This window comes from Saccharothrix sp. NRRL B-16348, from assembly GCF_001280085.1.
Lineage (GTDB): Bacteria > Actinomycetota > Actinomycetes > Mycobacteriales > Pseudonocardiaceae > Actinosynnema.
The window spans coordinates 77,901-97,082 of sequence record NZ_LGED01000220.1; the positions used below are offsets into that span (position 1 = coordinate 77,901).

Consider the following 19,182-nt stretch of genomic DNA (forward strand, 5'->3'; position numbering starts at 1 on the left):
CCGAGGCAGGACCACCGGAGGTCTTCCCGCCGCACGACCCCGGACCGCGACCGCCCTCCGCGCACCGGCGCTCAGCACCGGTGCTGCTCCCCCGCCCGCAGCACGAGCGCCGGGTGCTCCCCGCTGGCCGACCAGACGACCCGGCCGATCAGGAGCGTGTGGTCGTGCACCTCCAGGGCGTCCTCGATCACGCAGCCGACGCTCGCGACCGCGTCGGGCAGCACGGGCACGTCGCCGCGCAGCACGTGCCGCACCCCGTCGAACCGGCGGGCGGGGTCGCCCACGGCGAACCGCCGGCACAGCTCCCGCTGCTCCCACGCCAGCGCGTTGACCGCGAACGCGCCCGCGGCGCGGATGTGCTCCAGCGTCCGGCCGCCGCTGCGCAGCGACACCACCACGCTCGACGGCTCCAGCGACAACGACATCACCGCGTTCGCCGTGCACCCCACCGGTCCCCCGGGGCTCCGCGTGGTCACCACGGTGACGAACGTCGGCAGCTGGGCCATGGCCCGCCGGAAGGCCTCCGCGTCGACCACGTCGACCGACGTCACCGCGCCACCCGCTCGCTCAGCAGCGCGAACAGCGCGTTGCGGTCGGTCTTGCCGTTCCGGTTGAGCGGCAGCTCGTCCAGTACGGTCACGCCCCGCGGCACCATGTAGCCGGGCAGCCGTTCGCGCAGGGCGGTCAGCAGCGCCTCTTCGTCCAGGTCGCCCCCGGTGCACACCGCCTCCAGGTCGAGTTCGCCGTCGCCACCGGGCACCGCCACCACGACCGCGCCCAGCACGCCCGGCTGGTCGCGCAGCGCCGCTTCCACCTCGCCCAGCTCGATCCGGTACCCGCGCACCTTCACCTGGTGGTCGAGCCTGCCCAGGTGCACCAGCAGGCCGTCCTCCCGGCGGACCCGGTCACCGGTGCGGTACCAGTGCTCCTCGGTCAACGGCCCGGCGCCGTCGTAGCCGACCGCCACCTCGCCGTCGAACGACAGGAACCGCCCGGCGTTCTCGGCCGGGTCGAGGTAGCCGGGGAACCGCTGCGGCCCGCGCAGGCACAGCTCGCCCTCGTCGGCGGGGCGGCCGTGCTCGTCCAGCACGACGTGCTCCAGGTGCGGGTACGCCGTGCCGATCGGCACCGTGCCGTTCGCCGGGCGCGGCCAGTCGGCCGGGTCGGCGGGCAACGTGTACTCGGTGCAGGTGATCGTCAGCTCGGTGGGCCCGTAGAAGTTCTCCACCCGGCTGCCGGGCGCCGCCGCACGCCACGCCTCGGCCTGCTGCAGGGTCAGCGCCTCGCCGGCGAACAGGCTCCAGCGCAGGGTCGGCATGCTGCCCGGCTTGAGCGCCCGCAGCCGCTGGGCGAAGGAGATCACCGACGGCACCGAGCACCAGTGCGTGATCCGCTTGGCGTTGACGAACCGGACCGGCGCCAGCACCTCGTTGCGCGTGGGCACCACCAGGGTCGCGCCGGAACCCCAGGCGACGAACATGTCGAAGACCGAGACGTCGAAGGTGGTGTCGAAGGTCTGCGACACGCGGCTGCCGGGCCCGACCTCGTACCGGGGGATCACGTGCTCCAGGTAGGCCGACGCGTTGCGGTGCCGGATCGGGACGCCCTTGGGCGTGCCGGTCGAGCCGGAGGTGAACAGCACGTAGGCCAGGTCGTCCGGCCCCGGCGTGCGCGGCCGGAGCCCTTCGGCCGACGCGGGCACCTCGTCGCCCTCGCGCAGCACCCGGTCCAGCCGGGCGGACGCGGCGATGGTGTCGTTGCGGGCGACCGGGAACTCCGGGTTGAGCGGCACCACCGTGCCGCCCAGCCGCTGCACCGCCAGGTACCCGGCGTAGGTCAGGGTGCTGCGCGCGGCCAGCAGGCCGACCCTCGCGTGCGGGCCGCGCGCCAGCCCCGCGGCGATCCGGTCGGCCAGCGCCGCCAGCTCGGCGTAGGTCAGCCGCTCGTCCCCGACCTCCAGCGCGACGTGGTCGCCGTACCTGGCGGCCGACGCCGCGAACCACTCGTACAACGTCTTGCTCATCCGTTCCGCCTTTCCACCGCGATGACTTCCTCGAAGGCCCGGACCACCAGGGCCGGGCGGGGGCGCCCGCGCTCGGCGGACTGCACCGCGAAGCGCACCGCCCTGGGCAGCTCCGCCCACGCCGCCGACGCCACCGGGTTGTCGGCGTGCTTGAACTGGTGGTGCCTGCTGGCCGCCCACAGGTCCTCGGCGTGACGGCCCAGCGCCGCCGGGTCGCCGGCGACGTGCTCGACCAGGTGCCGCAGAGCGGGTTCGGTGCCCGTCACCCACCGGCCCGCCGGGGGCAGCGGCGGCGGGACGTCCCGCCGGGACAGCCACCGGTAGCGGCCCGGCGGCGGCACCACGACCGGCACGCCGAGCGCGTGCACGTCGCGGTTGTGCACCTCAGGGCGCAGCGGCGGCAGCGGCGCGAGCAGTTCCCGCAGCGCGTCGTCGTCGAACCAGCCCCGGAAGGGGCGCTGCTCGCCGTGCGGCAGCAGCGCCTCGAAGCCGTCGACGACCAGCCAACGCCCGTCGTCGTGGTCGGTCACCAGCACCCAGTGCGGCACGTCCTCGTCGGACGGCGGCGCCCACGGCAGGTTCCGGGTGTTGGCCACGGCCAGGGCGCGCCCGACGTCGGCCAGTTCCTCGCGCAGGCCCGCCGCGGCACCGGACCAGTCCTCGGCCGACCGGTAGCCCAGCCGCGGGTCCACCGGCGCGTGGTGGGTGAACGCCACCTCGCCCGGCCGGTCGACGCGCACCGAGAGGGCGACCGCCTCGGCGAACCGCCGGTCGACGTCCGGTTGGTACGGGCGCAGGCAGTCGACCAGGTTGGTCGTGTAGCAGCTCAACATGTCCACTCCTCGAACGCGCAGCTCAACGGCACGTCGACGGCGTCGCGCAGGACGACCCACCGGAAGTGCCGCCACCGGCCGGTGACCGGGCGCGCCGGGACGTCGATCGCCCACGGCAGCCCGGCCAGGCCGGTGCCCTCGGCCTTGACGCACGCCTCCTGCACCGTCCACACGCGGGCGAACTCCACGGCCCGCTCGGCTTCCGGCAGCCGGTCCAGCTCGGCCGCCCGCTCGCGCAGGCAGCGGCGCACGACCCCCGCCGGCAGCTCGGCCGGCGGTCGTTGGAGGTCGACGCCCACGGCACGGCGCAGCGCCACGGCCGCCGCGACCGCGCCGCCGTCGTGCGACACGCTCACCCCGACCCCCGGCACGCCCGCCAGGACCGGTTTGCCGGCGCCGGTCGGGGTCACCTCGGCGTCCCGGGCCCACGGGGCGACCGCCGCGAGCAGGTCGCGCAGGACGCCGCGGCCCGCGAGGAACTCCCGCGCCCGCCACGGCGGCATCCCGACCGCCGCGCGGGCGTCGGCCGGGTGCGGCGGACCGGTGTGGCCCTCGGCGACCCGCACCCACACGTCCTCGTGCACCCGGACGTCCACGGCGCCGGTCGTCACGGGCACCGTCCCGACCGCACCGATCTCCGCAAGCCCGGCCTCCACGGCACCCGCCTCCACCGACCCCGGCCTCCCTGGATCCGATCTCCACGGTCCCGGCCGCCACGACCCGGCCCTCACGGCGCCGACTCCCGGACCGACTCCCAGTCGGCCAGCTCCGCGAGCAGCCGGTCCGCCTGGTCCGCGACGCCGCCCAGCACGACCTCCGTCACCCCGCCACCGACCCCGAAGACCTCGGCCTCCGCGCGCAGCCGGTGCGGTCCACCGGCGGTGAACCCCTCCGCGCCGTGCAGGTGGGCGCACTCCGCCAGCACCCGGTTCACGGTCGGGCCCACCGACGCCTTCAGCAGCGCGCCGGCCGTGCCGTCGTGGTCCACGGCGATCCGCCCGGCCAGGCTCGCGGCCAGCGCGCGCAGCTGGTGCACCTCGACCAGGCCGGTCGCGAACCGCTGGCGCACGCCGTCGAGCTGCCACAGCCCGTCGCGGGCGGTCAACGACCGCTTGGCCGCGTCGAGCGCCCGCCGGCACAGGGCGACCGCCCACAGCGCGCCGGCGAGCCGTTCGACGGCGATGTGCCGCGCGAAGCCGGCCAGCCCCCGGCCCGGCCTGCCGACCAGGTGGTCGGCGGGCACCCGCACGTCGTCGAACCGGACGTGCCCGACGCCGCTGCCCGCGAACAGGTCGGTGTCGGCGGGCCGCGCGGTCACGCCGGGCGCGTCGGCGGGCACCAGCACCCACGAGAAGTTCGTGAAGTGCGGTCCCGGTCGACGCCGGGCGAGCACCAGCAGCCAGGTCGCGTGGGTCGCGTTGGTGATCCACCGCTTCGCGCCGCGCACCACCAGCTCGTCGCCCTCGGCGCGGACCTCGGTGGCCAGGGCCGTGAGGTCCGAGCCCGCCGCCTCGTCCGTGGCGGCCAGCGCGGTGGTGGCGGTGCCGTCGAGCGTCCGCGCCAACGCCTCCGCCACGGCCGGACCCGACCCGACGCCCTCCGCGAGCAGCGGCAGCACCGTGGCCAGCTGCACGCACGCGGCCAGCGTCACGCCGTTGAGCCCGCGCTCGTCCAGCGCCGCGAGCAGCGCGCCCAACCGCCGCGGGTCGACGCCGCGCTCCGGTCGCCCGTCCCGGTACGCCTGGGCGAGCACGCCAGCCTTGCCCAGGGCCGCCCAGCAGGCCGTCGCGTCGGGCACCGGGGGCACGGCTGTCAGGACGCACCGCACCCGCTCGGCGAAGCCGGTCCCGGTCGGCTGCTCAGGCAAAGCGCACCTCCGGGTCCAGCAGGGCGAGCCTCCCGTCCGCCAGGTACAGGCGGTCGTTGCTGTAGTTGAGCGCCGCCGAGCGCAGGTCCCGCAGCGCGCGTTCCAGCCCGGTCGGCGAGCCGCGCAGGTAGCCGTGCCGCAGCCCCACCGCCTCCACCAGCTCGTCGACTGCCGCGTGGCACTCCTCGGCCGCGGTGGTCTTCAGCTCGTTGAGCAGGAGCCGGACGCGCGGCCGGGACAGGTCGTCCGCGCCCGCCACCACGGCCTCGGTGCGCCACAGCAGCGCGTGGACCACCGCCAGCCGCCGGCGCACCCTGGCGAGACGGGTCAGCAGCAGCTCGGAACCCAGGTCCAGCGACCCGCGCGCGGACGGGTCGCGCAGCACGCCGAGCACCCGCGACAGCGCGCCGCTCGCCGTGCCGAGCCAGCACGCCGACCAGCCCAGGTGGGCCAGGGGACCGAACGTGCGGGTGACGATGTCGTGGAAGCCGCCGTGCTCACCGACCACCTGGTGGCCGGGCACCCGGCCGCGCAGCCGCAGCGCGCCGCTGTGGCTGGCCCGCATGCCCAGCGGCTGCCACTCCCCCGACGCGGTGACCTCCAGCTGCTCCCGCGCGGCGTAGACGAGCGAGACCTGGTTCGGCGAGGTCGCGTTCGGGCCGAGCATCGTCACCAGGAAGCCGTCGGCGTGCGCGCCGCCGGTGACGATCGGGGCGAACCGGTCCACCACCAGCTCGCCGTCGTCGTCGCGCAGCTCCGCCCGCGCCGTCAGCAGGTGGCCGCCCTTGCCCGCCTCGGTGGTCACCGACGCCAGGTACAGCTTGCCCTGTGCGATCGCGGGCAGCAGCTCCCCGCGCAGCCGGTCGCCCGCGTGGCGCACGACCGCGGCGACCTGCTGGCAGTGCATCGCGAAGATCATGGCCGCGGACATGTCCTCCCGGCCCAGCCGCGTGCTGACCGCCAGCACGTCGGCGACCGAGCCGCCGAGACCGCCGTGCTCGGCCGGCACCAGCAGGCCGAGCAGCCCGGTGGCGCGCATCTCGTCCAGCGCCCGCACCGGGAACGCGGCGTCGGCGTCGGTCTGCCCGGCGTGCTCGGCGACCACGGCGGCGACGGCGTCCGCCGGCTCGGCGAAGTTCGGCGCGGTGGTGGTCACGCCGCACCGACCTGGGTCTCCGTCGCGGCGGAGACGGCCCGCCACAGGTTCCCGGCGGTGGCGAACGTCGTGTCGGTGAGGTCATCGTCGGGCAGCGACACGCCGAACTCGTCCTCGATCGCGAACAGCAGCTCGATGGACTGCATGGAGTCCAGGCCCAGGTCGCGCAGCGGGGTGTCGTGGGTCAGCTCGCGGTCGCCGCGCGCGGGCAGGAAACGGGTCAGCAGTGCGGTGAAACGCTCGTCCATGGCGCAGTGGGTCCTTTCACGTCAGCGGGGAACTCGGGTCAGGTCGAGGCGGGAGGTGTGGACCAGCCGGTCACCGTCCACCACGGCCTCCACCGGGCAGGGTTGGCCGAGGAAGGCGACCAGGGAGGCGTACAGGCCGTAAGCGCCGACGTTCGGCACGGCGATCAGGTCGCCCGGCCGCAGCCGCGGCAGCCGCGCGCCGCGCGACCAGGTGTCCAGCGGCGTGCACAGCGGTCCGGCCACGACGGTCGGCTCCGCCGGTCCGACGCCCGCCGAGTGGACCAGCGTCGGGTTGAGCGGTGGCAGGCGGCGCAGCCCGGCCATGCCGCCCAGGTGGTTGATGCCCGACTCCAGCACGACGACGTCACGGCCGTGCGACCGCTTCACGTCGAGCACGGCGGTCACCAGCGACCCGGCTGTGCCGACGAGGTAGCGGCCGGACTCGAAGACGACCTCCGGCGCACCGCCGCGCCAGCCGGGCGCGTGCTCGTCGAGCAAGTCGTGCAGGCCCTCGCGCAGCCCGGCCAGGTCGACCGCGCCGCCCTCCTTCCCGAACGGCGCGCCGAACCCGCCGCCCAGGTCGAGCACGTCGACCCGGAAGCCCTCGGCGCGCAGCTTCGCCGCGGTGGCCAGGCTGCGGGCGAACTGGGCGAGCAGCTCGTCGACGCCCGCCAAGTTGGTGCCCATGTAGAGGTGCAGGCCGACGACCTCGACGTGGTCGCGGTCGCCGAAGCGCGCGGGCTCAGCCAGCACCCAGCCGACGTCCGCGCCGAACTGCGAGGTGACGCCCGTCATGGTGAGGCCCTGGCCCGGTTCCGGCTGGTCGTCGTTGATCCGCAGCAGGCAGCGGACTTGGACCGACTCCGCGCGCGCCACCGCGTCCAGCTGGTCCAGCGCGTGCGGCGAGTCGACGGAGAACTCCCGCACGCCCAGGCGCAGGGCGCGGGCGAGGTCGGCGTCCCGCTTGCCCGGCCCGTTGTAGAGCAGGGTGTCCGCGGGCCAGCCGGCGGCGAGCGCGGCGTCCAGCTCGCCCGGCGAGCAGACCTCGGCCCGCGCGCCGCCCTCCCGCAGCGCGGCGAGCACGTGGGGGTGCGGGTTGGCTTTGAGCGAGTAGTAGAGGCCGGACCGCTCGGGCAGCGCCGAGCGCAGCCGTGCGAGGTTCGCCCGCACCTCGGACAGGTCGTAGACGTAGGCGGGGGTCTCCACGCCCTCCCGCAGGGCCGTGGCGACGGCCAGGTTCCCGGGCACGGCCTGGTCCTCAGACACCGCCGACCACCTCCTGCAGCAGGGCCTTGCGGTCGACCTTCCCGTTGCCGGTCAGCGGCAGCGAGGGGGCCACCACGCAGCGATGGGGGATCTTGAACTCTTCGATCTCGTCCTTCAGCAGCGTGGTGACCTCGTCCGCGGTGAGCTGCCCGACGACCACCAGCACCGCGGACCGGTCGCCGTCCGGTGGGAGCACCACCGCGGACTCCACGCCGGGCACCCGCCGCACGGCGGCCTCCACCTCGGTCGCGCTGACCCGGAAGCCGCGCTGCTTGTAGATGTCGTCGCGGCGGCCGTCGAAGTACACGTAGCCGTCCTCGTCGAGCCGGCCGTAGTCGCCGGTGCGCAACTCCGGGAAGAGCCCTTCGGCGCGGTGGAAGCGCTGGGCGCTCAGCTCCGGCCGCCGCCAGTAGCCCGCCATCACGTTGGGCCCGCGCACGACCAGCTCGCCGATCTCGCCGGGCGGCAGCCGCCTGCCGTCCGCGTCGATCGCGAACAGCTCCGTGCCCGGCAGGGCGCGGCCGGACGCGCCGGGCCGCTCCAGGTCGCCGTCCGGCGGCATGATCGCGGCCCGCTTGCACTCGGTGAGGCCGTACATCAGCTGCACCCGCAGGGTCGGTATCGCGGCGCGCAGCACGGTCAGCGGCTCCACCGGCATGGCCGCGCCGGTGTTGGTCAGCAGCCGCAGCGGTGGCACGCCCGCGCCACCGGAGCGCTTGACCAGCCGGGCCAACGTCTCGGCCACGGCGGGCACCGACGCGAGGACCGTCGCCCCCGCACCCACGAGGTTGCGCAGCAGGGACGGCCCCACCTCAGCCGGCTGCCCCAGCCGCACGTGCGCGCCGCTCGCCGCGCCCAGGAACAGCTGGTACAGCCCGTAGTCGAAGGACAGCGGCAGCGGGCAGTAGACGACGTCGTCCGGGCGGTAGGCCAGCTGCGACTGGATCGCGCCGACCGCGAACACGACCTGCTGGTGCGTGCTCACCACGGCCTTGGGCAGCGAGGTGGTGCCGGAGGTGTAGATGAGGCAGACCGGGTCCACCGCCAACGGCCCCGAGCGGACAGGTGTGTCGGCCAGGGTGGGCGCGTCCGAGCCGACAGGCGCGTCGGCGAAGGCCGCGGCCTCGACCTCCTCGGGCGAGGTGGCCCGGATGCCGCGGAACCGCGCTGCGGCACGCGCTTCCTCCTCGGCCGCGACCAGCAGGGCGGGTTCGCTGTCGTCCAGCACGTGCTCCAGCGGTCGGCCGCGGGTCTGCTCGTGCAGGACGGTGAACGCCGCGCCGATCCGCGAGGCCGCGTACACCAGCACCGGGACGAGCGTGCCGGACGGCGCGACCAGGACCACCCGGTCGCCCCGGGCCACGCCCCGGTCGGTCAGCCACGACGCCAGCCGGCGGCTGCCCTCCGCCACCTGCCGGTGGGTGAGCAGGTCGGTGGCGGTGGACACCGCGGGCCGGTCCGGCCAGGTCCGCTCCGCCGCGTCGATCAGGTCGTGCAGCAGGGTCGTCATGCCGGTCCTCCTGAGGCGCGAGAGACGAGACGGCACAGGTCGTCCAGCCGGTGCAGGTTCTCCGGCACCAGGTCGTCGGCGTCGAACTCGACGCCGAGGGCGGACTCCAGGCGTTCCACGATGTCGACCACCCGGAACGAGGAGAACGACGGGAAGGACGGGAACGGCTCGCCGCCCAGGACCTCGGCGGGTTCGACGTTGAGCACCCGCGCCACCACGGCCGCGATCTCGCGCCGCAGCCCGTCGAACACGACCCGGTCGGCCGCGAGCAGGTCGACGAGCCGGGGCAGCACGCCGGGCGGCTCCGGCCGGCCGCGCGCCACCCGGCGGTAGGCCAGGTAGGTCTGCTCGGCCAGCGCCTCCCACTGCCGGACGTGCTCCTCGAACGCGGCGGGCTCGTCGTGGCACGCCGCGTGCAGCCGCCGGGACCTGGCCAGCAGCCACGTCTCCAGGGTCAGCCGGTCCAGCGCGGCCACCCGGTCGGGGTGCTCCCGGTAGGCCCGCGCGTAGGCGTCCACGACGTCCGGTTCGGCGTGGTGCTGCCGCGGCCGGACGTCGGCGGGCCGGTCCACCGGTTCGAGCCGGAACACCCGCGCGCCGTCCGGCACGGCGGCCGACAGCTCCGCCGCGGTCAGCTCCCAGCGCCCCGGTCGCGCCGGGCCCCACTGGGTGTCGTTGTGGTAGGCGTCGTGCACGGTGCAGCCGGCCGGCCCCGGCTCCACCAGGAAGCTGTGGTCCATGTGCTTGTGCCCGCGGTAGGGCACCCACGGCAGGTGGAACGCGTCCGCGACCACGTACACCAGGTCGTGGCCCCGCGGCAGGTCCGCCGACGTGGTGGCGTGCCACCGGTCGACCACGGCCAGGCCGAGCAGGTGACGCGCGTCGCGCAGGTGGTCGTCCAGTGCCCGTTCCACGGTGGGCAGCCCGTTCGGGCCGGGCACGGGCGCGAACCGCAGCCGCGCGCCGAGCGCGAGGTGCCGTCCCGGGCCGTGCCGGCGGTCGGCCAGCAGCGCCAGGTTGGCCTGCACGCAGTCCAGCAGCTCGGCGCGCACGACGGTCCCGGTCGAGGCGGTCACAGCCGCGCCCCTTCCACGCGCGGCAGCCCGGCCACCGCCGCCAGCAACGCTTCCTCGGCCGGGGCCTGGTCGCTCAGCTCGCCGTCCAGCAGCTGCTGGTACGCCGCCAGGTCCAGGTAGCCGTGGCCGCTGACGCAGACCAGCACGCCGCGCTCGGCGCCGTCGGCCGCGAGCCGCGCCGCGGCGGCCAGCGCGTGCCCGGACTCGGGTGCGGGCAACACCGCCTCGCGCACGGTGAAGCGGCGGCCCGCCTCCAGCGCCTCGACCTGGTCGACCGCGACGGCGTCGACCTGGCCCGCGTGCCGCATCGCGGAGACCAGTTTGGCCGCGCCGTGGTAGCGCAGGCCTGCCGAGTGCGAGTCGGGGATCGCGTAGGAGCTGCCGATGGTGTACATGGCCTCCAGCGGGCCGGTGCCGGTGGCGTCGGTCTGGTCGTAGGCGTACACGCCCCGGGTCAGCTTGGGCGTGGAGCTGGACTCCGCGGCGACGAGCCGGGGCGGCCGGGCGCCGGTGGCGGCGGCCTCCGCGTGGAACGGCAGCGCGATGCCGCCGAAGTTGGAGCCCGCGCCGACGCAGCCGACCACCGCGTCCACGTCGGCGTCCAGCTCGGCCAGCTGCACGATCGCCTCGATGCCGATCACCGACTGGTGCAGGATGCTGTAGGTCTCGCCGCTGCCGATGCAGAACGCGGCGCCCGGCTTGCCCGCGGCGTACTCCACCGCCTCGCCGATGGCCAGCGACAGGCTGTTGCCCTGCCCCCGCGTCTCGCGGGAGACCTTCGTCGTGCCGGTCGGGCTGGCCAGCACCTCCGCGCCGAGCATCCGCATCAGCACGCCGCGGTAGGGCTTGCGGGCCAGGCTCGACCCGACCATGAACACGGTGCAGCGCAAGCCGAACAGGGCGCAGGCGGCGGCCAGGGCGGTGCCCCACTGGCCCGCGCCGGTGCCCGTGACCAACTCCTCCACGCCGGCCCGCTTGTAGTAGTAGGCCTGGGCGAGCGCGGTGTTGAGCTTGTGGCTGCCGGAGATGTTGCCGCCCTCGTACTTCACGTAGACCGGCACCTTCGCGCCGACCGCCTCCTCGAAGCCCGTGGCCCGCCACAGCGGGGTCGGCCGGAACTTGCGGTAGGCGTCCAGCACCTCGTCGGGGATCTGCCAGTACTCGCGCGGCTGGATGCTCTGGCGCACCAGCTCCATGGGCAGGTTCACGCCGATGCCGCTACCGGCGACGTGGTCCGGGGAGCGGTCGTCGGGCAGCGGGGTGGTGAGGTGCGGCAGCACGCTGCGCCAGCTCGTGGGCAGTCCGGTCATCGCGCCGCCTCCACCGCGTCGAGCACGACGGACACGAGGTCGTCGACGGTGGTGAAGGTGCGGCCGACGAACAGGTCGTCGGGCAGCGTCACGCCCAGGTCGTCCTCCAGCCGCACGAGCATCCCGACGAAGCCGAACGAGTTGACCCGCAGCAGCTCGCCGTTCAACGGCTCGTCGCCGGAGACCGCGTCGGGGTCGATCGACAACCGCGACTCGGCGATCACGACGGTCTTGACCGCGCGGGTGACGGTCACGCGGTCCTGTGCCTCGACGGACATCAGTTCCCCCTTTCGGCGCGCAGCGCACCGCGGGCCTCGACGACCCAGGTGTGGGTGAGCAGCGCTGAGACGGTCACCGGGCCGCGCACGTGCAGCCGGCCGGTGCTGATCGAGATCTCGGAGCCAAGCCCGAGGGTCGGGCCGTCGTGCAGCCGCAGCGAGCCGTTCACCACGACCGCGGCGGCGTCCACGCCGCGGGTGAACCGCTCGATCGCGGCGTCGTCGGCGCTCACCACGCCCTCGGTGTGCGCCGACCCGTAGCGGCGGACGTGCTCGACGGCGGCGTCCACGTCGGGCACCGGCAGCACGCCGATGGTCGGCTCCAGGAACTCGCGGCCGAGGTCGTGCGACGCCAGCTCGGCGATCCGCACGCCGCCGCCCGGCTCCGCCTTGAGCCCACCCCCGAGCTTGAGGGTCACGTCGGCGCCGGTGCGGACGACCTCTGCGACGAAGTCGTCGGCCACGTGCTCGTCGACGAGCACCAGCTCCAGGGTGTTGCACGCGGAGGGCTCCGCGAGCTTGCTGTCCAAGGCGATCGCGGCGGCCCGCGCGAGGTCCGCGCTGCCGTGCACGTAGAGGTGGTTGACGCCGCCGCCGCTGGCGATCACCGGGATGGAGCCCGCCGAGCGGCAGAAGTCGATCAGCGCGGGGCTGCCGCGCGGGATCAGCACGTCCACCGCGTCCGGCCGGCGCAGCAGCGCCCGGAACACGGAGCGGTCCGGGTCCTCGATCACCGTGACCAGGCCGGCCGGGAGCCCGGCGGAGACCAGGGCACCGTGCACGGCGGTGGCCAGGGCCTCGTCGGTGGCCGCCATCTCCTTGCCGCCGCGCAGCAGCACGCTGTTGCCGGCGACCACCGGGATCAGCGCGCCCTCGACGGTGACGGTCGGGCGGGCCTCGTAGACCATGAAGACCACGCCCAGCGGCTTGGGCACCTTGCGCAGCGCGCCCCAGTCGCCGATCGGGACCGGTGGCGCGGGCGTGGTCGCCGGGCCAAGCTCGGCGGTGACCGCGTCGATCAGCCGCAGCAGGCCGTCGAGGTGGTCCTCGGTGAGCCGCAACCGCTCCACCAGCACGGGCGGGAGCCCTCGGCGGCGGGCCGCGGCGACGTCCTCCTCGTTCGCCTTGAGCACCAAGGGCCACGAGCTGGTCAGGTGTTCGGCGAGCGCCCCGCAGTAGCGGCGGTAGGCCGGGTCGCCGACCGGTGGTGCCGCGTGCAGCGCGGCGCGTGCGGAACTCAGCAACTGCTCGGTCATGGTCTCCTCACCACATGAACTGGCCGCCGTCGACGATCAGCTTCTGACCCGTCAGGTAGCCGCTCTGCGGGCTGACCAGGAACTCCAGGGCGTCGGCGATGTCGTCGGTGGAACCAAGGCGTCGTCGGGGGATCTCGGCCAGCACCGCGGCCAGCCGGTCGGGGTCGTCGAGCCGGAACCGGGTCCGCAGCTCTTCGGTGTCGGTCATGCCGGGGATCAGGCAGTTCACCCGCACGGCCGGGGCCAGCTCCAGCGCGAGGCACTTGGTGAGCTGGAGCAGACCGGCTTTGCTGGCGCAGTAGTTGACGCCGTTGAGCCGGGGGCGGATGCCGGTCGTGGCGCCGACGTTGACCACGTTCCCGGAGCCGGCCGCGAGCATGGCCGGCGCGAGCGCCTTCGTCAGCCGGAACGGACCGGACAGGTTGGTGTCGAGGACGGTGGACCAGTCCTCCTCCGTCATCTCCAGGAACGGCCGGTCGACGTTGACGCCGGCGTTGTTCACCAGCACCGCGGGCGTGCCGTGCGCGACGAGCAGCCGTTCGGCCCACGCGGTGACCGCGGCCGGGTCGGCGACGTCGACCCGATCCGCGGCCACCCGGTCGCCGTGCTCGGCCACCAGTCGGGCCGCGGCGTCCGCGTCGCCCCGGTACAGCGCCACGACGCGGTACCCGAGCTTCACCAGGCGGGTGGTCAGGGTCAGGCCGATGCCCCTGGTGCCGCCGCTGACCACGGCGAGCGGATCAGTCATCGAGGAACTCCTTGGTGTGCGCGACCAGGGTCGGCAGGTGGTCGGGGGCGAAGACGTCGAAGTGGCCGCAGTCCAGGCGCCTGGTCCACAGGCGGGGCGCCAGCTCGGGCCACCGGGTGTCGGTGTTGTCGGGGCAGCGGACCAGCAGCGCGGGCCCGTCGTAGCGGGCGCGGACGCGGTGCCGGTCGACCGCCCGCAGGTGGGCGTCGGTGACGGCGGCGACGCGTTCCCGGTCGGCCGCGGTGGGCGTGAACCCGGAGGAGGCCACGACCTTCTCGCGCAGCCGGTCGTCCACCGGTTCCGGGTCGGCGGTGCTGTCCACCATCACCACCGCGGGCCGGGCGCCCCGCTCGGCGAACCTGGCGGCCAGCTCCCAGGCCAGCACGCCGCCCATGGACCAGCCGAACAGCAGGGCGGGCGGCTGGTCCACGAGGGCCGCGTAGCGGTCGGCCATCGCGGTCAGGTCGTCGTCGGGCACCTCGCCCGGCAGCAGGCCGGCGGCGCGGATCGCGCGCACCGGGCCGCGCGCCGCCAGTTCGGCGGCGATGCCGAAGTACGGTCCGATGCCGCCTCCCGCCGGGTGCAGCAGCAGGGTGGGCGCGCCGTCGCCCGCGGCCAGCTCCACCAGCAGGTCCGCTTCGCGCGCGGTGGTCATCGGCGCTCCCGGACCAGAGCGGCCAGCGCGGCCACGGTGGGGTCGCGGAAGAAGTCGAGGATCGGGACGCGCACGCCGTGCTCCTGCTCCACGCGGCTCAGCGCGACCAGCGCGTTGAGCGAGTGCGCGCCGATCTCCAGCAGCGAGCGGTCGAGCGGGGGCGCGGGGTGGTCCAGCAGCTCCGCCCACAGGGCCTGGAGCCCGGCCTCCAGCGGGTCGTCGGTCGTGGTGCGCCCGGCCTCGTCCGCCCGCTGCTCGCCGACCAGCGCGTCCGCCTGCCGCAGCAGGGCGGCGCGGTCGACCTTGCCGTTGCCGGTCAGGGGCACCTCGTCCACGGTGAACGCGTGCAGCGGCACCATGTACGGCGGCAGCGCGTCGGCCAACCGGCGGCGCAGAGCCTCCAGGTCCGGTGCGTCGGCTTGGACGAACAGCACCAGGTGGCGGTCCGCGCCGTCGCCGCGCGCGACGGCCACCGCCCGGCGCACGCCGGGGTGCTGCTGCGCGACGACCTCGACCTCGCCGAGTTCGACGCGGTAGCCCCGGATCTTCACCTGGTGGTCGTCGCGGCCGAGGAAGACCAGCACGCCGTCGGCGTCCCACAGCACCTGGTCGCCGGTGCGGTAGCGGGTCGTGCCGCGCGGGTCGGGCACGAACCGCTCGGCGGTGCGCTCCGGCTCGTTGATGTAGCCGCGGGCCGGGCAGGCTCCGCCCAGCAGCAGCTCGCCGACGACGCCGCGCGGCGCGAGGTGGCCGGTGCGGTCCACCACCTGGGCGGTCACGCCGGTCAGCGGCACGCCGATCGGCACGTGCGAGGGCCAGTTCGAGTCCTCAGAGGACAGTCGGTGGGTGGTCACCGCGTGCGTCTCGGTCGGGCCGTAGAGGTTGACCAGCCGGACACCGGGGTGGCGGGCGAAGAAGTCGCGCACCTCGTCGTTGACGGTGAGCTGCTCGCCGGAGACGCACACGTACCTCAGGTGCTCGAACCGCAGCCCCTCCGCGGCCTGGACGAACGGCCGCAGCGCCGCCACCGGCAGGTAGACGTGGGTGACTGCGGTGTCGAGCACGCGGCGCACCACCGCCGGGACGTCCCGGCGGTCGGCGGGTTCGCGGGAGACCACCGTGCCGCCCGCGGCCAGCGTCGGCACGATCTCCTGGAAGGACACGTCGAACCCGAGCGGCGCGTACTGGAGGAACCGGGTGCCCTCGTCCATGTCGAGCGCGGCGAGCTGCCACGCGGTCAGGTTGACCAGCGGGCGGTTGTGCATCAGGACGCCCTTGGGGTTGCCGGTCGAGCCCGAGGTGAACATGACGTAGACACCGTCCTCTTCGGACGGTCCGCCGGTCTCGTGCGCGGTGTCGCCGCCGACGCGCAGCCCGGCCACGGGGAACACCGGCACGCCCGGGTCTCCCCCGCCGACGGCGATGCGGCAGTCGGCCTTGCCGACCATGTGGGCCAGCCGCTCGGCGGGCAGCGCGAGGTCCAGCGGCAGGAACGTGGCCCGCAGCCGCAGCACGGCCAGCATCGCCACGACGGTGTCCACCAGGGTGGTCGTGGTCAGGCCGACGACCTGCCCCGGCTCGACGCCGTGCCCGCGCAGCCCGGCCGCGACGGCGGCGACCTCACGAGCCAGCTCGGCGTAGGTGAGGGCGCGGCCCTCCTCCTCGACCGCCACGGCTGCCGGCCGTCCGGCGGCGACCCGCGCCAGCCAGCCGTCCAGGTCCGCGCACGGCGGTTCACGGTAGAACCCGTCCGCGCGGTGCGCCTCCTCCACCGAGGCGTCCACGAACAGGTCCCGCAGCGGCGTCGAGGGGTCCGCGGCGGCCCGGTCGAGGGCGTGCAGCAGGGAGTCCGCGACGGCGGCGGCGATCGGCTCGGGCAGCAGCGCGACGTCGTGCTCCAGCTCCAGCAGCCAGCCGTCCGGGGTGGGGGTGACGCCGAGCCACAGGTCGAACTTCGCGGTGCCCGTGCCGTGCTCGCGCACGGAGCGCACAGCCGAACCGGGCGGGGTGCCGGTCGAGTCCTGCATCGCCAGCATCGCGGAGAACAACGGGTTGCGGTTGCCGCCGCGGTCCGGCGCGGCGTGCCGGACGACCCGGCTGAACGGCACGGTGACCGCGCGACGCACCCCGTCGACCTCCCGGTCCACCGCGGTGCGCGCGTGCTCGGCGAAGCTCAGGTCCCAGTCCACGTCCACCACCAGCGGCAGCGTGTTGACGAAGAAGCCGCACAGGTCGTGGGAGCCGACGGTGCGCCGGGCCATCAGCGGGCTGCCGAAGACCGCCTGGTCGGTCCCGCTGTGCCGGGCGAGCACGGCCGAGTAGGCGGAGCAGAAGAAGGTGAAGGGCGTGACGCCGAGCGCGGTGATCGCGCGGTCCACCGCGGCGGAGCGCTCCGGCGACAGCGGGAGCTCGCGGCGGGCGCCGCGGAAGTCCGTGGTGGCGGGACGGTTGGGCCGCGGGTACAGCACGGTCGCGGTGGTCTCGCGCAGCCGTGCGCCGATCGCCGCGGCCTGCTCCTCGACGGTGTCCGCCGCGCCTGCTTTGACCTGGGCGTCGAGTTCGCGCAGCAGCGCCCGTTCGCGCACCGGGCGTACCCCGGCCACGTCGAGGTCGCCGGCCAGCGCGGCGTCGAGGTCGCGGACCAGCGGTTGCAGCGAGTACCCGTCGAACACGGTGTGGTGCACCGAGATCAGCAGCACCGACTCGTCGCCCGCGTGCAGGTGCACGGCGCGCAGCAGCGGCGCCTCGCCGAGGTCGAAGCCCGCGGCGGCCAGTTCCGCCAGTTCCCGGCGGGTGCGCTCGGCGAAGTCGCGGTCCACCGGCACGTGCCGCAGCGGCGCCTCTTCCGGCGTGAACGGCTCGCGCAGCCAGGCGGCGGGCTCGGGCAGTTCGCGGAAGGCCAGGCGCAGCGCGGGTTGCGCGTTCAGCACGGCGGTGAGCGCGGCGCGCACCTCGGCGGCCGAACGCGTCGGGTCGAGTTGCAGCTCGACCAGCACGTTGTAGAGGTTCCCGACGGGGACCGAGCGGTGCACCACCAGCAGGCCGAGCTGCGACTCGGTCACCGGGGTGGAGCTGATCGTGGCGGTCACCGGGTCACCTGCCCGGCGACCCACGCCCGGAACTGGCCCAGCGTCTTGAGGTCGGCCAGCTCCGCGAGGTCGATCTCGCGGTCGCCGTCGGGCACGAGCGCGGCCACGACGCGCAGCGTGGTCAGCGAGTCGAGCCCGATCTCGGCCAACGTCGAGGCGTCGGTGAAAGGAACGCGGACGAACCGCCGAATTGTGGCGTCAATGTCATCAACGAAAGTGCGCACGGCAGGATCCATCGACCAAACTCCCAGGTGGGCTGCTTGAACACCGAAGGCGATGAAGCCAGGATGCTGCCGCCGGGCAGGCCCATCAAGCCCGGTTCGGGGTAGTCCATAGAAACAGCCGATAGTCGAATAGGAGCGCCCGGAACAAATTCCGAAAATACGTCTACCGATCTTCGGGAAAACCTCGCGGTCCGAGTCGTCAGCCTCTCGGACGATCGAGGGGAACCCTACGGGCAAAAAGGAGCCGCGGTCGCGCCTGGGGGTGTGCGCGACCGCGGCTGGGGAGAGCCTGCCCCTGTGGGTGGGTCAGGCTTGGGTCTTGGCGTAGATCCGGCTCAGCACGGCCGGGGTGAAGGTGCGCAGGAACGGCACGATGAGCGCGGCGGTGGCCAAGGCGAACACCGCGAAGGCCACCCGGAAGCCGAACCACTCGGCCAGCACGCCAACGAGGGCCGCACCGACCGGCATCGCACCCCAGCTGAACAGCCTCATGGCGGCGCTGAACCGGCCCATCATCTCCTGCTCCACGAGCAGCTGGGTGATCGTGCGCGAGTTCACCGTCCACAGCGTGCCGCCGAGGCCGCCGAAGAACGCCGCGGCGCCCACCGCCACGGCGTTCGTGGTCAGCACCGGGACGGCGACCATCGCCAGCGTGCCGATGATGTCGACGAACATGACCGTGCGGCGGCCGAGCAGGCGGTTGAGCGGGCCGACGGTCAGCGCGCCGACCAAGCCGCCGACGCCGAGCGCGCTGAGCACGAAGCCGTAGCCGCGGGCGTCGAGACCCATGGCGGTCGTGGCGATCAGCGGCATCAGCGCGAGCCACGCGCCCCAGCACGCGCACAGCACGGTCAGCACCAGCGCCATCAGGCGCAGGACCTGGTTGTGCCACAGCACCTTCAGCCCTTCGGCGATGTCACCGCGGACCGACCTGCTCCCCGAGTCCTGCGCCCGCGCCACGCGGAACTTGCCCACCAGGAACACCAGCACCCCGATGCCGATGACGTAGGCCACCGCGGTGGAGCCCAGGGCCACCGACGCGCCCGCCGCCACCAGCAGGCCGCCCACGAAGGGGCCGCAGAACTCGTTGCAGACGGTCTCCGCGCCCGCCACCCACGTGTTGGCGCGTTCACGACCGGCGGGGGCGACCGCGTCGGGCACGAGCGCGCCCGCCGACGTCAGCGCGATGACCTCGGCGACGCCCAGGGTCAGGCCGCCCGCGTACAGCATGGGCAGGGTGGTGGCCTCCGAAGCCGCCGCGACCAGCAGGAAGGCGACCACCACCAGGCGCATCCCGTTGGCGACCCACAGCAGGCGGCGGCGGTCGACCCGGTCGACCAGCACGCCCACGTGCAACGCCACCAACAGCCACGGCAGCGTCAGCGTCAGCCCGACCGCCGAGATCTGCAGCGGCGAGCTGGTCAGCGCGGTCGCCATCAGCGGCAGGACGACCTTGGTCACGCCGTCGGCGAGGTTGGTGACGGCGGTGAAGGCGACGAGCACCGCGGTGTTGCGACTGCTGGTCCGGTCGACGCCGGCAGGCACGTCCGTGGTCGTCATCCGGTCCCCTAACCATCTATCGCGTTAGCCGGTCAGTTGTGACGTGCGGGTTACCCTAGAGCAGTCCGGGGTAACCATCAACC

The 19,182-nt window shown here is 74.6% G+C and carries 18 protein-coding genes; all 18 read right to left on the minus strand.

The genetic code is table 11. The features are described 5' to 3' along the window. Positions 1-71: 71 nt before the first annotated feature. The 18 genes from ADK67_RS31195 to ADK67_RS31275 all read right to left on the minus strand — a co-directional run bounded on the left by ADK67_RS31195 (position 72) and on the right by ADK67_RS31275 (position 19,099). The gene (locus ADK67_RS31195; protein ID WP_053720129.1) at positions 72-551 is read right to left on the minus strand and encodes a flavin reductase family protein; all 480 of its coding nucleotides are present in this window, start codon (positions 549-551) and stop codon (positions 72-74) included. Further along, complete coding sequence (locus ADK67_RS31200) at positions 548-2,023, minus strand: amino acid adenylation domain-containing protein (RefSeq protein WP_053720130.1); 1,476 nt, start codon at positions 2,021-2,023, stop codon at positions 548-550. The genes ADK67_RS31195 and ADK67_RS31200 overlap by 4 nt, the downstream gene beginning before the upstream one ends. After that, positions 2,020-2,856 carry a hypothetical protein gene (locus ADK67_RS31205; RefSeq protein ID WP_053720131.1) on the minus strand — a complete coding sequence of 279 codons (837 nt, stop codon included), beginning with the start codon at positions 2,854-2,856 and terminating at the stop codon, positions 2,020-2,022. Before ADK67_RS31205 ends, ADK67_RS31200 begins: the two co-directional genes overlap by 4 nt. Beyond that, positions 2,850-3,527, minus strand: coding sequence for a 4'-phosphopantetheinyl transferase family protein (locus tag ADK67_RS31210; RefSeq protein ID WP_197289698.1), 678 nt, complete (start codon positions 3,525-3,527; stop codon positions 2,850-2,852). Before ADK67_RS31210 ends, ADK67_RS31205 begins: the two co-directional genes overlap by 7 nt. Positions 3,528-3,583: 56 nt before the next feature. Beyond that, positions 3,584-4,723 carry an acyl-CoA dehydrogenase family protein gene (locus ADK67_RS31215; RefSeq protein WP_231648427.1) on the minus strand — a complete coding sequence of 380 codons (1,140 nt, stop codon included), beginning with the start codon at positions 4,721-4,723 and terminating at the stop codon, positions 3,584-3,586. After that, the gene (locus ADK67_RS31220; protein WP_053720132.1) at positions 4,716-5,879 is read right to left on the minus strand and encodes an acyl-CoA dehydrogenase family protein; all 1,164 of its coding nucleotides are present in this window, start codon (positions 5,877-5,879) and stop codon (positions 4,716-4,718) included. The genes ADK67_RS31215 and ADK67_RS31220 overlap by 8 nt, the downstream gene beginning before the upstream one ends. Continuing rightward, the gene (locus ADK67_RS31225) at positions 5,876-6,127 is read right to left on the minus strand and encodes an acyl carrier protein (RefSeq protein WP_053720133.1); all 252 of its coding nucleotides are present in this window, start codon (positions 6,125-6,127) and stop codon (positions 5,876-5,878) included. The genes ADK67_RS31220 and ADK67_RS31225 overlap by 4 nt, the downstream gene beginning before the upstream one ends. Before the next feature lie 21 nt (positions 6,128-6,148). Then, entirely contained in the window at positions 6,149-7,393 is a 1,245-nt protein-coding gene (locus ADK67_RS31230) for an alanine racemase (protein WP_082404079.1), read from the minus strand. Continuing rightward, positions 7,386-8,903, minus strand: a complete 1,518-nt coding sequence (locus ADK67_RS31235) for a class I adenylate-forming enzyme family protein (RefSeq protein WP_053720134.1) — start codon at positions 8,901-8,903, stop codon at positions 7,386-7,388. The genes ADK67_RS31230 and ADK67_RS31235 overlap by 8 nt, the downstream gene beginning before the upstream one ends. Next, entirely contained in the window at positions 8,900-9,979 is a 1,080-nt protein-coding gene (locus ADK67_RS31240) for a hypothetical protein (protein WP_053720135.1), read from the minus strand. The genes ADK67_RS31235 and ADK67_RS31240 overlap by 4 nt, the downstream gene beginning before the upstream one ends. Then, a complete protein-coding gene (locus tag ADK67_RS31245) occupies positions 9,976-11,289 on the minus strand; it encodes a TrpB-like pyridoxal phosphate-dependent enzyme (RefSeq protein WP_053720136.1) in 1,314 nt (437 codons plus the stop codon). The genes ADK67_RS31240 and ADK67_RS31245 overlap by 4 nt, the downstream gene beginning before the upstream one ends. Further along, the gene (locus ADK67_RS31250) at positions 11,286-11,567 is read right to left on the minus strand and encodes an acyl carrier protein (RefSeq protein ID WP_053720137.1); all 282 of its coding nucleotides are present in this window, start codon (positions 11,565-11,567) and stop codon (positions 11,286-11,288) included. Before ADK67_RS31250 ends, ADK67_RS31245 begins: the two co-directional genes overlap by 4 nt. Beyond that, the gene (locus ADK67_RS31255; RefSeq protein ID WP_053720138.1) at positions 11,567-12,823 is read right to left on the minus strand and encodes a glutamate-5-semialdehyde dehydrogenase; all 1,257 of its coding nucleotides are present in this window, start codon (positions 12,821-12,823) and stop codon (positions 11,567-11,569) included. The genes ADK67_RS31250 and ADK67_RS31255 overlap by 1 nt, the downstream gene beginning before the upstream one ends. Positions 12,824-12,830: 7 nt before the next feature. Then, positions 12,831-13,571: an SDR family NAD(P)-dependent oxidoreductase gene (locus ADK67_RS31260; protein ID WP_053720139.1), complete on the minus strand. Its 741-nt coding sequence runs from the start codon at positions 13,569-13,571 to the stop codon at positions 12,831-12,833. Continuing rightward, positions 13,564-14,226: an alpha/beta fold hydrolase gene (locus ADK67_RS31265; protein ID WP_053720140.1), complete on the minus strand. Its 663-nt coding sequence runs from the start codon at positions 14,224-14,226 to the stop codon at positions 13,564-13,566. Before ADK67_RS31265 ends, ADK67_RS31260 begins: the two co-directional genes overlap by 8 nt. After that, complete coding sequence (locus tag ADK67_RS31270; protein ID WP_197289699.1) at positions 14,223-17,315, minus strand: non-ribosomal peptide synthetase; 3,093 nt, start codon at positions 17,313-17,315, stop codon at positions 14,223-14,225. The genes ADK67_RS31265 and ADK67_RS31270 overlap by 4 nt, the downstream gene beginning before the upstream one ends. Further along, positions 17,312-17,539, minus strand: coding sequence for a phosphopantetheine-binding protein (locus ADK67_RS48345; RefSeq protein WP_197289700.1), 228 nt, complete (start codon positions 17,537-17,539; stop codon positions 17,312-17,314). Before ADK67_RS48345 ends, ADK67_RS31270 begins: the two co-directional genes overlap by 4 nt. Before the next feature lie 306 nt (positions 17,540-17,845). Beyond that, positions 17,846-19,099 carry an MFS transporter gene (locus ADK67_RS31275; RefSeq protein ID WP_053720142.1) on the minus strand — a complete coding sequence of 418 codons (1,254 nt, stop codon included), beginning with the start codon at positions 19,097-19,099 and terminating at the stop codon, positions 17,846-17,848. Between the last annotated feature and the right edge of the window lie 83 nt (positions 19,100-19,182).

What these genes read in the sequence shown, in the direction of transcription:
- ADK67_RS31275 (WP_053720142.1), bottom strand. Translation starts at nt 19,099, where the DNA reads ATGACGACCACGGACGTGCCTGCCGGCGTCGACCGGACCAGCAGTCGC.
- ADK67_RS31260 (WP_053720139.1), bottom strand. Translation starts at nt 13,571, where the DNA reads ATGACTGATCCGCTCGCCGTGGTCAGCGGCGGCACCAGGGGCATCGGC.
- ADK67_RS31245 (WP_053720136.1), bottom strand. Translation starts at nt 11,289, where the DNA reads ATGACCGGACTGCCCACGAGCTGGCGCAGCGTGCTGCCGCACCTCACC.
- ADK67_RS31265 (WP_053720140.1), bottom strand. Translation starts at nt 14,226, where the DNA reads ATGACCACCGCGCGCGAAGCGGACCTGCTGGTGGAGCTGGCCGCGGGC.
- ADK67_RS31200 (WP_053720130.1), bottom strand. Translation starts at nt 2,023, where the DNA reads ATGAGCAAGACGTTGTACGAGTGGTTCGCGGCGTCGGCCGCCAGGTAC.
- ADK67_RS31235 (WP_053720134.1), bottom strand. Translation starts at nt 8,903, where the DNA reads ATGACGACCCTGCTGCACGACCTGATCGACGCGGCGGAGCGGACCTGG.
- ADK67_RS31225 (WP_053720133.1), bottom strand. Translation starts at nt 6,127, where the DNA reads ATGGACGAGCGTTTCACCGCACTGCTGACCCGTTTCCTGCCCGCGCGC.
- ADK67_RS31250 (WP_053720137.1), bottom strand. Translation starts at nt 11,567, where the DNA reads ATGTCCGTCGAGGCACAGGACCGCGTGACCGTCACCCGCGCGGTCAAG.
- ADK67_RS31205 (WP_053720131.1), bottom strand. Translation starts at nt 2,856, where the DNA reads ATGTTGAGCTGCTACACGACCAACCTGGTCGACTGCCTGCGCCCGTAC.
- ADK67_RS31255 (WP_053720138.1), bottom strand. Translation starts at nt 12,823, where the DNA reads ATGACCGAGCAGTTGCTGAGTTCCGCACGCGCCGCGCTGCACGCGGCA.